This is a genomic window from Variovorax sp. RO1, from assembly GCF_002849325.1.
Taxonomy (GTDB): Bacteria; Pseudomonadota; Gammaproteobacteria; order Burkholderiales; family Burkholderiaceae_C; genus Variovorax.
Genome location: NZ_PKMT01000005.1, coordinates 224668 through 238316, shown reverse-complemented (window position 1 = coordinate 238316; position 13649 = coordinate 224668). Strand labels below are relative to the sequence as shown.

At 69.1% G+C, this 13649-nt stretch carries 9 protein-coding genes; 5 read left to right on the top strand and 4 right to left on the bottom strand.

What is annotated here, in order from left to right; all coding sequences use genetic code 11:
• Positions 1-97: 97 nt before the first annotated feature.
• Together CY658_RS24160 and CY658_RS24155 are read left to right on the top strand one after the other, a co-directional pair.
• A complete protein-coding gene (locus CY658_RS24160) occupies positions 98-3925 on the top strand; it encodes a DUF2339 domain-containing protein (protein ID WP_101492599.1) in 3828 nt (1275 codons plus the stop codon).
• Positions 3922-5412 (top strand): DUF3999 domain-containing protein, encoded by a 1491-nt coding sequence (locus CY658_RS24155; RefSeq protein WP_101492598.1) that lies wholly within the window; start codon positions 3922-3924, stop codon positions 5410-5412. Before CY658_RS24160 ends, CY658_RS24155 begins: the two co-directional genes overlap by 4 nt.
• Before the next feature lie 6 nt (positions 5413-5418).
• On the opposite strand, the gene CY658_RS24150 is transcribed toward CY658_RS24155, so the two are convergent.
• The 3 genes from CY658_RS24150 to CY658_RS24140 form a co-directional block, all read right to left on the bottom strand.
• Positions 5419-6249, bottom strand: a complete 831-nt coding sequence (locus tag CY658_RS24150; RefSeq protein ID WP_101492597.1) for a BPSS1780 family membrane protein — start codon at positions 6247-6249, stop codon at positions 5419-5421.
• 9 nt (positions 6250-6258) lie between these two features.
• A complete protein-coding gene (locus tag CY658_RS24145) occupies positions 6259-7308 on the bottom strand; it encodes a homoserine kinase (protein ID WP_101492596.1) in 1050 nt (349 codons plus the stop codon).
• A gap of 73 nt (positions 7309-7381) precedes the next feature.
• On the bottom strand, positions 7382-7756 hold the full coding sequence (locus CY658_RS24140) for a hypothetical protein (protein WP_101492779.1): 375 nt from the start codon (positions 7754-7756) through the stop codon (positions 7382-7384).
• A gap of 97 nt (positions 7757-7853) precedes the next feature.
• Here CY658_RS24140 and polA point away from each other — a divergent pair, with 97 nt between their 5' ends.
• From polA to CY658_RS24125, 3 genes are all read left to right on the top strand, one after another.
• Positions 7854-10667, top strand: coding sequence for a DNA polymerase I (gene polA, locus CY658_RS24135; RefSeq protein ID WP_101492595.1), 2814 nt, complete (start codon positions 7854-7856; stop codon positions 10665-10667).
• Between the two features lie 61 nt (positions 10668-10728).
• Positions 10729-12015 carry a M20/M25/M40 family metallo-hydrolase gene (locus CY658_RS24130; RefSeq protein WP_101492594.1) on the top strand — a complete coding sequence of 429 codons (1287 nt, stop codon included), beginning with the start codon at positions 10729-10731 and terminating at the stop codon, positions 12013-12015.
• Between the two features lie 22 nt (positions 12016-12037).
• Positions 12038-12940, top strand: a complete 903-nt coding sequence (locus tag CY658_RS24125; RefSeq protein WP_101492593.1) for a LysR family transcriptional regulator — start codon at positions 12038-12040, stop codon at positions 12938-12940.
• On the opposite strand, the gene CY658_RS24120 is transcribed toward CY658_RS24125, so the two are convergent.
• Positions 12937-13551 (bottom strand): FMN-dependent NADH-azoreductase, encoded by a 615-nt coding sequence (locus CY658_RS24120; protein WP_101492592.1) that lies wholly within the window; start codon positions 13549-13551, stop codon positions 12937-12939. The two genes, CY658_RS24125 and CY658_RS24120, sit on opposite strands and share 4 nt — an antisense overlap.
• Between the last annotated feature and the right edge of the window lie 98 nt (positions 13552-13649).

Sequence of the window (13649 nt, the reverse complement as noted above, 5' to 3'; positions counted from 1 at the left end):
AAGTTGTAGCTGACTGCAAAGGCGGGGCGGGCGTTGGAGCGCCTTTCGCCTGAAGCAGTCGTACACTCCGGGCTCGCCAAAACAAGGGGAGTCAGGGATGTGGTTCGTAGGCATGATGGCCGGCCTGTTCATTGGGGCGATGCTCGAATCGCTGCCCATGGCGTTGCTTCTCGCGCTCGTCGGCGCGCTCGCGTTCCAGAAGCTGTTCGGCAAGAAGAAAAAGGACGCGCCGCAGCGCACCGAGGCTGAAAGCGCGTTGTCGGACGGCCGGGTCGCCAGTCCACCGTCTGCGCCGGCAGGCGCCGTGCTGAAGCTGCAGCAGCGCGTGACCGAACTCGAGGCACGTGTCGGCCAGCTGGAACGTCGGCTCGCGCTGTGCACGGGCGAGGTGCCTGCCACCCCGGTGGCAACAACATCGGCCGGCGATCTCGCCACATCCATGGCCAGGACGCCGCTTGCGGCGTCGCCTTCGCTGCCCTTGGGCCCGCCGGCCGCCGCACGCGCCGCGGAGATGACGCGGCCCCGCATCGCCACCATGCAAGTCCCGCAGCCTGTCGTGGTTCCCGCGGAGCCCCTTGCGGAAGCGCCGGTCGCAGCCGCAGCGACTGTTGCTCCTGCCGCTGAGCAACCTGTCGCAGCACCCCCACCGCCGGTCGCCGTGCCGCCGCTGGTCCGCCGCCCGCCACCGCCGCCTCCGCCTCCGCCCCCACCGGTCCCGCTGCGCGACCGTTTGCCCGCGCCGATCGCCAACCTGATCTTCGGCGGCAACATGCTGGTCAAGCTCGGCGTGCTGATCCTGTTCCTCGGCCTGGCCTTCCTGCTGCGCTACACGGCCGAACGCGTGACCGTGCCCATCGAACTGCGCTATGCGGCCGTCGCGCTGGTGGGCGCGGGCCTGCTGGTGCTGGGCTGGCTGCTGCGCCACAAGCGCGCGGGCTATGCGTTGATCTTGCAGGGCGCGGGCATCGGCGTCTTCTATCTCACGACGCTCGCGGCCATGAAGCTCAGCGGCCTGCTGCCGGCCAGTGTCGGCTTCGCTTTCCTGTTCGGCGTGGCGGTGCTGAGTGCCGCGCTCGCGGTGCTGCAGAACGCGCCGGTGCTCGCCATCGTCGCCGCGCTGGAAGGCTTCGCGGCGCCGGTGCTGGCATCGACCGGCTCGAACCAGCCGGTGGGCCTCTTCACCTATCTGCTGGTGCTCGACGTGGGCATCGTGCTGATCGCGTGGTTCAAGGCCTGGCGCGTGCTCAACCTGATCGGCTTCGTCGGCACCTTCACGCTCGCGGCCGGCTGGGCGCACAAGTACTACACCGACGACCAGTACGGCATCGTGCAGCCGTTCCTCATCGTGTTCTTCCTGCTCTTCACCGCGATCGGTTTGTTCTTTGCGCGCCGCACGCTGTTCGATGCGCCGGTGCAGCCCGCGCAGCCGCTGGCGACGCGCGCGCTCGACACCTTGCGCCGCGCCGGCCGGGTCGACAGCTCGCTGGTGTTCGGCACGCCGATGGTCGCTTTCGGCATGCAATACCTGCTGATGCATCCGTGGCCATACGGCGCCGCCTTCTCGGCGATGGCGCTCGCGGCGTTCTACCTCGTGATGGGCCGGCTGGTGTTCGCCACGCAGCCCAAGGGCCTCGCGCTGCTGGCGGAGGCCTACGCCATCGTCGGCGTGATCTTCGGCACGCTCGCCATTCCGCTCGGACTCGAGGGGCAGTGGACCGGCGCGGCGTGGGCGGTCGAGGCGGCCGGCATGTACTGGCTGGGCGCGCGGCAAGGGCGCGTCTATGCGCGCGCCTTCTCGTTCCTGGTGTTCGCCGGCGCGGTGTGGAAGCTGCTCGAAGCCACGCAACTCGACGGGGCGGCGGGGCATCCGCTGCTGCAGGGCTCGGTGATCGGCCCGCTGCTGGTCGCTGTCAGTGCCTTCGCGATGTGGGCCATGCACCGTCGCGCCAAACTCGATGAAGGCGACGGCCTCGAAGCCATCGTCGGCAGCGCCTTGCCGTGGCTCGGCATGGCCGCGCTCACGCTGCTGTTGTGGCAGTGGTTCACGCCGCCCTGGGCCGCGGCGGCGACGGTCGTGCTCGCATCGGTCACCTTCGCTGTTGCCGTGCGCTTCGCGCTGCTGCCGCTCACGTACGTGAGCTTCGGCATGCAGGCGCTGGCGGTGGCGGGCTTCATCGCCACGTTGCACCGTGCGGGCGAGGGGCTCGATGCCACGCAAGCGCTCGAAAGCGGCTGGCAGGGCGCCGCGGCTGCGTGCCTCATCGCGCTCAGCGTGCTCGGCAGTGCGGCCTGGTCGATGCGGCAGGCGCACCGCGCGGCACTGGCGCGCGGCGTGCAGCCCGTGTGGTCGGTCGGCAATGTGGTGGGCGTGATCGCGGGCGTGGGGCTGCTGCACCTGGCGATGCTGTTCCAGATCAGCCTCGCCCAAGCCGCGCTGCTGTGGCCGCTGACTGCCACCGTCGTGCTGTGGGTGGCGCTGCGCATGGCGCACCTGCCGCTCGCGGCGTTCGCCGGGGTGCTGCATGCGATCTCGGCGATCCTCTTCATCGTGCTGGCGGAGACGAGCGGCGACATGCGCGTGCTGCGTCCCGCCTTCGGGCATCTGGGCTTCTGGACGCCGGTGGTGCTGGGGCTCACGGCGCTCCTGGCCGGCGACTGGCTGCGCGACGAAGCGCGGCCGCGCGAAACCGGGGCTGTCGGCTCGGCGCGCAAGCGCTGGGTCAACGCGTGGTGCGCGCAGCCTGCGGTGCTGTGGACGCCGGTGGTCTGGGGCCTGGGCTGGTGGCTGGTCGGCATGCTGGACGAAAGCGTCCGGGTGTTGAGCCTCCATGCGTTGGCGAGCTACGTGCCCGCGGCCGCGATGGCGGTGGTGCTTGTGACGTCGGTGCTGTCCGCGCTCGTGGCGCACCGGCGCGACTGGCCGCAGCTCGGCCGGGCGACGCTGGCCACGCTGCCGGGCTTCGGCCTGATCGCCGCCTACGGCATCGCGGGCGGCCCGACGCTGTTCTACGTGCCGTCGAGCGCGCTCGGCTGGATCGCGTGGCCATTGGCGCTCGCGTGGCACCTGCGCCTGCTGCGCGCACAGAAGCGCTGGCTCGATGCCTCGGCGCTGACCTCGTTCCACGTCGCGGGCTTCTGGCTCTTCCTGCTGCTCGCGGCGCGTGAATGCCAGTGGCAGCTCGGCCGCATCGGCGCCGAATGGTCGAGCTGGCAACTGCTGGGCTGGGCCCTCGTGCCGGCGCTCGTGCTGTGGGCGCTGCGCTCGCGCGTGCTGCTGCAGCGCTGGCCGCTCAGCGAGTACCGCAGCGCCTACCTGGAGTTGGCCGCGACGCCGGTGGCGGCGTACCTGCTCGCCTGGGTGTGGGTCACCAACGCCGTGAGCGCTGGCGATGCGGCGCCGCTGCCGTATGTGCCGCTGCTCAATCCGCTCGAACTCGCGCAATGGCTCGTGCTGTTCGCGCTGGTGCTCTGGTGGCGCGCGCTGCCGCAGGGTTCGTTCGCGCGGGTGCAGCCGATGGTCGCCAAGGGCGCGGTCGGCTTCACCGGCCTCGCGCTGCTGACCGGCATGGTGCTGCGCACCTGCCACCACTATGCGGGCGTGGCATGGCGCTTCGACGCGCTCTACGCCTCCTGGCTCACGCAGGCGGCGCTGTCGATCACCTGGGCGATCTGCGGCGTGGTCGCGATGGTGCTCGGCCACGGGCGTCGGGTGCGGACCTTGTGGATGGCGGGTGCCGCGCTGCTCGGCGTGGTGGTGCTGAAGCTGTTCTTCGTCGAACTGGCGGACCGTGGCGGGCTGTTCCGCATCGTGTCGTTCATTGCCGTGGGCGCCTTGCTGTTGCTGGTGGGGTACTTCGCGCCGGTGCCGCCGAAGAAGGAAGAGGCGGAGTCGACGCAGGTGCCGACGGAAGGAGGTGCGACATGAGTGGTCGTTCGATGATTCGTTTTGGTGTTGTCGCGCTGATGGCCGCAGCAGGCACTGCGCAGGCGCAGCCGATCACTTCTGCGCCCATTGGGCTGCAGGGCGCTGGGCCGTACCACCGGCTCACGCTGCCGCTCGCCATCTACGGCCGCGCCGCCTACGGCGACCTCAGCGACCTGCGGGTCCAGAACGCCGCGGGGCATGCCGTGCCCTACGCCTGGCTGCGCAACGAAGCGGCCGCGCCGCGCACGGCGTCGCAGGCGGTGCCGATCTTCGCGCTGCCCGGCAACGCGGCATCGGGCGACACCGCACTGGCTTTCACCGTGCGCCCCGACGGCTCTTTGGCACTCGACAGCAAGACCGCCGCCAAGCCGAGCGACGCGACGCAGTGGCTCATCGACGTGAGCCAGGTCAAGGGCAGCCTGCTGCAGGCGCGCTTCGAGGTCGCGCCCGATGCGCGCGGCCTGTTCGCCTTCCGGCTGGAGGCCAGCGACGACCTGCGGCAATGGCGCCCGGTCGGCGGCGACGAGCAACTGGTGCGCCTGGCGCATGGCGGCCAGACCATCGAGCGCATGGCGGTCGAGTTGGGCAGCCTGCGCACGCGCTTCCTGCGCCTGCGCTGGAGCGATCCGCAGCACGGCGCGCCGCTCGCCAAGGTGGAGATCGACAGCGTGCAGGAGGTCGAACCGGTGGCGCCGATCGAATGGTCCGGCGCGCTGAAGCCGGAGCGCTGCGCCGAGGACCATTGCGACTACCTGCTGCCACGCGGCCTGCCGGTGCAGAGCCTGCGCATCGACCTGGCCGACATCAACACGCTGGCGCAGGTCGGCGTGTCGGGTCTGGTCGATGCCGCGCCGGCTTCGGCCGCACCGCCGCAGTTCGTGCCGCGCAATCCGCTCTACGCGTTGCGGCACTCGCAGCGCCGAACGACCGCGCTGCCCACGGGCCCGGGCGAGGCGCCGCTGCTCGACACAGTGGTGTACCGCCTCGCGCAGGCCGGCGGCGAAGCGCGCTCGCCGGTGCTGGCGCTCGACGGCGCGGTGTATTCGCGCTTGCGGCTGCGCACTTCAGGCCCGGTGAGCGTGCTCGGCGCGACGCCACCGACGATTGCGTTGGGGGCCACGCCGCGCACGCTGGTGTTTCTTGCGCAGGGCAGCGCGCCGTTCTCGCTCGCGTGGCGCGCGGCAACCGACAAGGGCGCGGTTCAAGGGGCGGTGCCGGGTGCGCCGCTCGCGTTGTCCACGCTGATCCCGGGTTACGCGGCGGACAAGCCCGTCGCAGCGGACGGCGCTTCGGTCACGCTGCCTGTGGCGGCGGTCGAGGCCGCTGTCGCAGCCGCCGCGCTCGCGCCCGTTCCCGAGGCGGCACCGCACGATCCGTCGCGCAAGTGGTGGCTCTGGGGTGCGCTGGGTGGGGGCCTGCTGTTGCTGGCAGGCATGGCGTGGTCGCTGTTCGCGAGCCTGCGCAAGGACAGGGCTGGAACCGACTGAGCGGGCTCAGTTCGCGTCGAAGCTGTCGCGGAAGGTGAACCAGGTCGAGGCTAGCGACATGGCCGCGAGCACCAGCGCCGTGCCGATCATCAGGATGTTGCCGATCGCCAGGGCCGCGCCGTCGGAGCCCATGGCGCCGACGCCGATCAGCACGGTGGCGAGCAGGCCGATGGCGATGCCCGCGAGCATGAACACGCCGAACCACGCCAAGCCGAACAGCGCGTAGGCGCCGAAGTTGCGAAACAGCGCGACGATGCTGAAGAAGATGCTCTTCACCGGCTCCACGCGGTGCCAGTGCACCAGCGCGGGCGCGTGCCACATGGCCAGCGACAGCGGCAGGTTCAGGCACATCAGCAGCGTACGCGCCGTGAGGAACTCGCTGCTCTTCATGACTTCGGGCGTCACCGTTTCATCGAACAGGTAGGCGCGCATGAGCTGGCCGCCGTCGATGAGCGCCGTCAGTGTGACGGCCAGCACGAAGTACACGGCCGAGATCACGCCCAGCACCACCAGCGAGCGCCATTCGGTGCGCATGGCGTCGAACACCGCGATGAACATCGCCGAGCCCGTGGGACGCTGCAGGTCGCCCGCGTTGCCCAGGCCGTCGGCGTTGTCGTTCGCGGCCACCGAACTCGCGACCATCAGGCCGAGCGTCAGGAAGGGCAGCAGGATCGGTGCGAGCACGCTGCCGAGCACTGGCAGCATCGACGCCGTCGAGATCATCGCCATCAGCAGGAAGAACAGCGAGATGAAGGCGAGCGGCTGGCGCCAGAAGGTCTTGAGTCCGAGGCGGACCCAGACGAAGCCGGTGCGCGCCGGCACGAGGTTGAGTTTCATTGGGTAGGGTCAGGCGGCCATCAACGGCTCTAAGACGTGAGCGATGGCGTGCGGGTGGGTGGCGCGCTCGCGCAGCACGCGCTCGAAGTGCGTCGGGTCGTGGGGCTTGAGCATGCTGGCCTCGCGCGGCAGGTGGAAGTCCCACAGGCGCGAGATCCAGAAACGCAGCGCGGCGGCGCGCAGCATCGCGGGCAGCAGGGCGCGTTCGGAGGCGTTCAGCGCGCGCACGCTTTCATAGGCGGCAAGCAGGGCGTCGGCGCGGGCGGCGTCATGCCGGCCGCTGGCCAGGTCGATGGCCCAGTCGTTCAGGCACACGGCCAGGTCGAACAGCCAGGTGTCGGTGCCGGCGAAGTAGAAGTCGAACACGCCCGTGAGGCGTGGCGACGCATCGGGCGCGCCGTCGGTCGCGAACATCACGTTGTCTCGGAACATGTCGGCATGCACCGGGCCGCGCGGCAGCGCCGCGTAGGCCGACGATTCGGCGACATGGTTCTGGTAGGCCAGCTCGGCGCGCAGCAGCGCCGACTGCGCCTCGTCCATGTGGGGCAGCACCACCGGGGCGGTTTCGTTCCACCAGGGCAGGCCGCGCAGGTTCGGCTGGATGCGCGGGTAGTCGCGCCCGGCCAGGTGCATGCGGGCCAGCATCGCACCCAGTTCGGCGCAGTGGGCGGCCGTGGGGGCCAGCTCGCTGTGGCCCGAGAGCTTCTGCACCAGCGCCGCGGGCTTGCCGGCCACGCGGTGCAGCAGCTCGCAGGGCGCCTGCGCGGGAATCGACAGCGCATGGCCGGTCGGCGGCGCCACGGCCGGGTCGGCCACGGGCGCGGGCACCGGCAGGCCGGCACCGGCCAGGTGCTTCATGAGGCACAGGTAGTACGGCAGCTGCTCGGCGCTCAGGCGCTCGAACAGCGTCAGCACGAACTCGCCCGACTCGGTGGTGGCGAAGTAGTTGGTGTTCTCGATGCCGCCCTCGATGCCGCGCAGTTCGCGCAGGGCGCCCATGCCAAGACGCTGGACGAGCGCGTCTGCCTCGCCGAACTGGACTTCGGTAAAAACTGCCATGGCGATGCTCAGCGCCGGACGGCGGCTGCGGGAGAAAAGAGGGTTGTCGGGAAGGAGAACGACGACGTCACGGTCAGAACTTCAGCACGTTCCAGACACGCGGGCCGTTGCCGCCGCTGTTCGCGTCGCCCGTTGTGCCGGGGCGGGCGCTGCCGCCGTCGTTGGGCAGCACTTCGTAACCGGGCATGTTCGACTTGGGCTTGACGTTGATGCTCTGCGTGCGGCCGCCGTAGCGCACCTCGTCGACCGAGGCGCCGCTGTCTTCCGTGTGGATGTGCTCGACCTTCTGGTTGCGCCGGCCGTCGGCCTGCTCCTGATTTTGTAGCGGTTCCGCCGGTGCCGGCTGGGCGGCGGGCGCGGCCGGCGCCTGCGCAAGGGCGGCAACGGGGGTGGCGAAAGCCAGCGCCAGCAGGATGCGGCGGGCGACCAGGAGTGGGGAGCTAGGCATGCGCAGATTGTAGGCGTGCACCCGCTGGCGGCGTGTCGGCCGCCAGCCGACCCTGGTGTCGTTCCGGACGCCGGTCCGGGCACGGCAAAATGCCCCGATGACCGACAAGAAAACGCTGCTGCTCGTCGATGGCTCGAGCTACCTGTACCGGGCCTTCCACGCGATGCCCGATCTGCGCGCCGTGCCCGGCGACCCGAAGAGCCCGGCCACCGGCGCCATTCGCGGAATGATCAACATGATGACCGCGCTGCGCCGCGAGGTGCGCGCCGACTATGCGGCCTGCATCTTCGACGCCCCCGGCAAGACCTTCCGCGACGACTGGTACCCCGAGTACAAGGCCAACCGCTCGCCGATGCCCGACGACCTGCGCAGCCAGATCGACCCCATCCACGAAGTGGTCAAGCTGCTCGGCTGGCCCGTGATCACCGTGCCCGAGGTCGAAGCCGACGACGTGATCGGCACGCTCGCCAAGGTGGCGGCCGCGCAGGGCGTCGAGGTGATCGTCTCCAGCGGCGACAAGGACCTGAGCCAGCTGGTCGACGAGCACATCACCATCATCGACACGATGAACGGCAAGAAGCGCGACATCGCCGGCGTGACGGCCGAGTTCGGCGTGCCGCCCAGCCTCATGGTCGACTACCAGACGCTCATCGGCGACACGGTCGACAACGTGCCCGGCGTGCCCAAGGTCGGGCCCAAGACCGCGGCCAAATGGCTGCTCGAATACGGCTCGCTCGATGCGCTGGTCGAACGCGCCGCCGAAGTGAAGGGCGCCGCCGGCGAAAACCTGCGCCAGGCGCTCGACAAGCTGCCGCTGAGCCGGCGCCTCGTCACCATCCGCACCGACTGCGACCTCAACGGCCACGTAGAAGGCCTGCCATCGCTCGAAGGCTTGCCCGTCGGCGCGCCGCAGGCGGCCGGGCTGAAGCCCTTCTACGAGAAGTTCGGTTTCAAGAGCCTCGTCAAGTCGCTCGAAGCGCAGGAAGTGCCGCCCGAGCTGATCGAAGAGAACCTCAAGAAGAAGGCCGCCAAGGCCGACCGCGACCAGGGCGGCCTGTTCGACGAGCCCTCCGAGCTGGAAGCGCAAGAGGCCGCCGCGCCCGCGAGCAACCTCAAGTACGACACCCTCATGGAATGGGCGCAGTTCGACGCCTGGCTCGCCAAGCTCGAGGCCGCCGAACTCACGGCCATCGACACCGAGACCACTTCGCTCGACGAAATGGTCGCGCAAATCGTCGGCATCAGCTTCAGCGTCACGCCGGGCGAGGCGGCCTACATTCCGCTCACGCACAACTATCCCGACGCGCCCGCGCAGCTGCCGATTGACGAGGTGCTTGCCAAGCTCAAGCCCTGGCTCGAGAACGCCGACAAGAAGAAGCTCGGCCAGCACATCAAGTACGACCGCCACGTGTTCGCCAACCACGGCATCGAGGTGCAGGGCTACGCGCACGACACCATGCTGCAAAGCTACGTGCTCGAAGTGAACAAGCCGCACGGCCTGTCGTCCCTGGCCGAACGCCACCTGGGACGCAGCGGCATCTCGTACGAAGACCTGTGCGGCAAGGGCGCGCACCAGATCTCGTTCAGCCAGGTCGACATCGCCAAGGCCGCCGAGTACTCGTGCGAAGACAGCGACCAGACGCTCGACGTGCACAGCACCCTCTGGCCCCAGCTGCAGAAGGAAGAGAAGCTGGGCTACATCTACCAGCTCGAGATGGATTCGAGCGAGGCGCTGTACCGCATCGAGCGCAACGGCGTGATGATCGACGCGCCCACGCTGGCCGCGCAGAGCCACGACCTGGGCACGCGCATCATGGCGCTGGAGTCGGAGGCCTACGAGATCGCGGGCCAGCCCTTCAACCTCGGTTCGCCCAAGCAGATCGGTGAAATCTTCTTCACCAAGCTGGGTCTGCCCGTGGTCAAGAAGACGCCGAGCGGCGCACCCAGCACCGACGAAGAAGTGCTCGAAAAACTGGCGGAAGACTATCCGCTGCCCGCCAAGATCCTCGAGCACCGCGGGCTCTCCAAGCTCAAGGGCACCTACACCGACAAGCTCGGCCAGCTCGCCAACCCGCGCACGGGCCGTGTCCACACGCACTACGCGCAGGCCGTGGCCGTCACAGGGCGACTGAGCAGCAACGATCCCAACCTGCAGAACATTCCGATCCGCACGCCCGAAGGCCGGCGCGTGCGCGAGGCCTTCGTGGCGCCGGCGGGCAGCGTGATTGCCAGCGCTGACTACTCGCAGATCGAGCTGCGCATCATGGCCCACATCAGCGGCGACGAGTCGCTGCTGCGCGCCTTCACCGACGGCGTCGACGTGCACCGCGCCACGGCCGCCGAGGTGTTCGGCACCACGCCCGAGCAGGTGTCGAGCGAGCAGCGCCGCTATGCGAAGGTCATCAACTTCGGCCTCATCTACGGCATGAGCAGTTTCGGCCTCGCGAAGAACCTGGGCATCGAGACCAAGGCCGCGGCCTCGTACATCGAGCGCTACTTCGCGCGCTACCCGGGCGTGAAGGTGTACATGGATGAGACCGTGGAGTTTGCGCGGGAGCACGGCTACGTTGAGACCGCGTTCGGCCGGCGCCTCTACCTGAGCGAGATCAACGGCGGGAATGGCCCTCGCAAAAAGGCTGCGGAACGGCAAGCCATCAACGCGCCGATGCAGGGCACCGCGGCCGACCTCATCAAGCTCAGCATGGTCAAGGTACAGAACGTGCTTGACCAAGAAAAGCGCGCCACCAAGATGATCATGCAGGTGCACGACGAACTGGTGTTCGAAGTGCCCGAGGCCGAGGTCGAATGGGTGCGCACCGAAATCCCGCGCCTGATGGCCGGCGTGGCGGCGCTCAAGGTGCCGCTGCTCGCCGAGATCGGCGTCGGTCCCAACTGGGACAAGGCCCACTGATCCGCATCGATCCACGTTCGCACGACCCCCGAGACAAACGACAGAAAGAAGAAGCCCGTCCATGAAACTCCAGCCCCGCACCTTCCTGCTCGCCGCCGTCTGCGCGGCCTTCCTCGGCACCGCCTCCGCCGCGCCCGATGCCCGCATCGCCGCGCTCGCCGCCAAGGAAAAGCCCGCCCTGCTCGAGACGCTGAAGGAGCTGGTCTCCATCGAGTCGGGCAGCCGCGACCTCGAAGGCCTCGAGAAAATCTCCGACCTCATCGCCGCCAAGCTCAAGGCGCTGGGCGGCGAGGTCGAGCTCATCGACCCGAGCGCCGATGCCTACCGCATGGAAGACACGCCCGAGAAAATCGGCCGCGTGGTGCGCGCCACCTTCAAGGGCACGGGCACCAAGAAGATCATGCTCATCGCGCACATGGACACGGTCTACACCATCGGCATGCTCAACAAGCAGCCGTTCCGCATCGATGGCGACAAGGCCTACGGCCTGGGCATTTCCGACGACAAGCAGGGCGTGGCCGTCATCACGCACCTCGTGTCGATGCTGCAGACGCTGAAGTTCAAGGACTACGGCACGCTCACCGTGCTGATCAATGGCGACGAAGAAATCAGCTCGCCGGGTTCGCGCGCGCTGCTCACCAAGCTGGGCGGCGAGCACGACGCCGTGCTGTCGTTCGAAGGCGCGTCGATCAAGGACGACAAGCTTTCGCTGGCCACCGCGGGCATCGCCTCGGTCACGCTGAACGTGTCGGGCAAGGCCTCGCACGCGGGCTCGGCGCCCGAGCTGGGCGTGAACGCGCTGTACGAGTTGTCGCATCAAATTCTGCAGATGCGCGACCTGTCCGACCCGGCCACGGGCCTGAAGATGAACTGGACCATCTCGAAGTCGGGCTCCAACCGCAACGTGATCCCGGCCAGCGCCACGGCGGGCGCCGACGTGCGCGTGCTCAAGGTGGCCGACTACGACCGCATCGAGCAGCAGGTGAACGAGCGCGTGAAGAAGCAGCTGGTGCCCGAGGCCAAGGTCGAGCTGAAGTTCGAACGCCGCCGTCCGCCGCTCGAGGCCACCGACGCGTCGCGCGCGCTCGCCAAGCATGCGCAGGCGATCTACAAGGACGAGCTGGGCCGCCCGCTGGGCGCCGACGACAAGGCGGCCGGTGGCGGCACCGACGCGGCATTCGCCTCGCTCAAGACCAAGGCGCCGGTCATCGAGCGCTTCGGCCTGCAGGGCTTCGGCGCGCACTCGGCCGACGCGGAGTACGTGCTGATCGATTCGATCGAGCCGCGTCTCTATCTCGGCGTGCGCATGGTGATGGACATCGCCACCGGCAAGGCCACCGTTCGCTGACCGCCACCGACCACTGTCGGCCATGCGGCTGCGCCACATCGAGGTCTTCAACGCGATCATGCTCGCGGGCAGCGTGAGCGCGGCTGCGCGGCTCATCAACATCACGCAGCCGGCCGTGAGCCGCACGCTGCAGCATGCCGAGCTGCAGCTGGGCTTTCCGCTGTTCCAGCGCACCAAGGGGCGGCTCACGCCGACCACCGAGGCGCTCACGCTGTACCCGCACATCGAGCGGCTGTTTGCGCAGCTCGACGAGGTGCAGCGGCTGGCGGCGAACCTGCGCGCGGGCAACGACACCGGCGAGCTGCGCATCCTCAGCGTGCTCGCGCTGAGCTACGAAATCCTGCCGCGCGCGTTGAAGGCTTTTCGCGAAATGCACCCGGGCTACGCGATCACGGTCGAGTCGCTGCACTCGCCGCAGATCATGTCGGCGCTGCTCTTGCAAGAGGCCGATGTGGGCTTTGCGTTCAGCCCCGCGGTGCATCCGTCGCTCACGCAGGAGACGCTGGCCGACAGCCGCATGGTGTGCGTCGCGCCCAAGGGCATGCTGCCGCGCGCGCTGGTGCGCAACGGCTCGGTGGCGTTGCACGACCTCATCGACCGCCCGGTGATCGGCCTGGACGGCCGCGACCCGGTCGGCACCAGCCTGAGTCAGGCCTGCCGGCAGGCCGGCGTGGGTTTCCAGCAGGCCGTGGTCACGGTGCAGACCTACCATGCGGCGCTGGCCATGGCGCACCACGGGCTGGGCGTGGCGCTGGTCGACGGCTGTACGGCGCGCTCGGCCGACCGCACCAAGGTCGAGGTGCTGACGCTGGAGCCGCACATTCCCGTGCCGGTGCGCGCGCTGCGCTTTGCGGGCCGGCCCGATTCGGTGGCGGTGCGCGGCATCACGCGCTGCATGCAGCAGGCGATCCAGGAAACGATCTAGCCGACGCGCGCGGCGAAGTGCGCCTGCAGTGCGTGGTCCGCCTGCACGCGGGCTTCGGCGATGGCCTGTTCACCGAGGCCGGTGCCCTGCACGGCGAAGAAACTCAGGTCCTTCAGTCCGACCATGCCCAGGATGGCGCTGAGGTAGGGCGTCAGGAAATCCGGCTGGCGCGCGTGTTCTCCCATGAACCTGCCGCCCGAGGCGATCGCGATGAACACCGGGCGGTCGCGCAGCGTGCCGACCTTGCCGCCCGGGCCTGTGTTGAAGGTCCGGCGCGCCCGGACGACATGGTCGATCCACGCCTTCAGCGCGGAGGGCACGCCCAGGTTGTGCATCGGCGTGCCGATGACCACGACATCGGCATCTTCCAGCTCCCGGATCAGTTCGTCGGACCGGGCAACGGAGCCGCCTTGCGTGGTCTGCGCCGTGGCCGAGTGCTGGGTCAGCGCGTAGTTCGCGTCGATGTGGGGCAGGGCGTTGCCGCCGATCACGCGGCGCACCAGCGTGGCGGCTGGTTCGCGCGCCAGCAGTCGGGCGACGATTTGTTGGGAGAGCCGGAGGCTCTCGGAGGCTTCCCCGCGGGGGCTGCAGACGACATGCAGGATCTTCATGGTGGCGACTTCGGTGCTTGAGGAAAGAGAAGTCTAGGAAGTACATGGCCTAGGCCATAGAGCCATGAATAAAGATTGGTGCTGAGCCATAATTTGAC

Excerpts from the sequence above, each read along its gene's own strand:
- CY658_RS24150 (WP_101492597.1), bottom strand. The coding sequence starts at position 6,249 with ATGAAACTCAACCTCGTGCCGGCGCGCACCGGCTTCGTCTGGGTCCGC.
- CY658_RS24155 (WP_101492598.1), top strand. The coding sequence starts at position 3,922 with ATGAGTGGTCGTTCGATGATTCGTTTTGGTGTTGTCGCGCTGATGGCC.
- CY658_RS24125 (WP_101492593.1), top strand. The coding sequence starts at position 12,038 with ATGCGGCTGCGCCACATCGAGGTCTTCAACGCGATCATGCTCGCGGGC.
- CY658_RS24160 (WP_101492599.1), top strand. The coding sequence starts at position 98 with ATGTGGTTCGTAGGCATGATGGCCGGCCTGTTCATTGGGGCGATGCTC.
- CY658_RS24145 (WP_101492596.1), bottom strand. The coding sequence starts at position 7,308 with ATGGCAGTTTTTACCGAAGTCCAGTTCGGCGAGGCAGACGCGCTCGTC.
- CY658_RS24130 (WP_101492594.1), top strand. The coding sequence starts at position 10,729 with ATGAAACTCCAGCCCCGCACCTTCCTGCTCGCCGCCGTCTGCGCGGCC.
- CY658_RS24120 (WP_101492592.1), bottom strand. The coding sequence starts at position 13,551 with ATGAAGATCCTGCATGTCGTCTGCAGCCCCCGCGGGGAAGCCTCCGAG.
- polA (WP_101492595.1), top strand. The coding sequence starts at position 7,854 with ATGACCGACAAGAAAACGCTGCTGCTCGTCGATGGCTCGAGCTACCTG.
- CY658_RS24140 (WP_101492779.1), bottom strand. The coding sequence starts at position 7,756 with ATGCCTAGCTCCCCACTCCTGGTCGCCCGCCGCATCCTGCTGGCGCTG.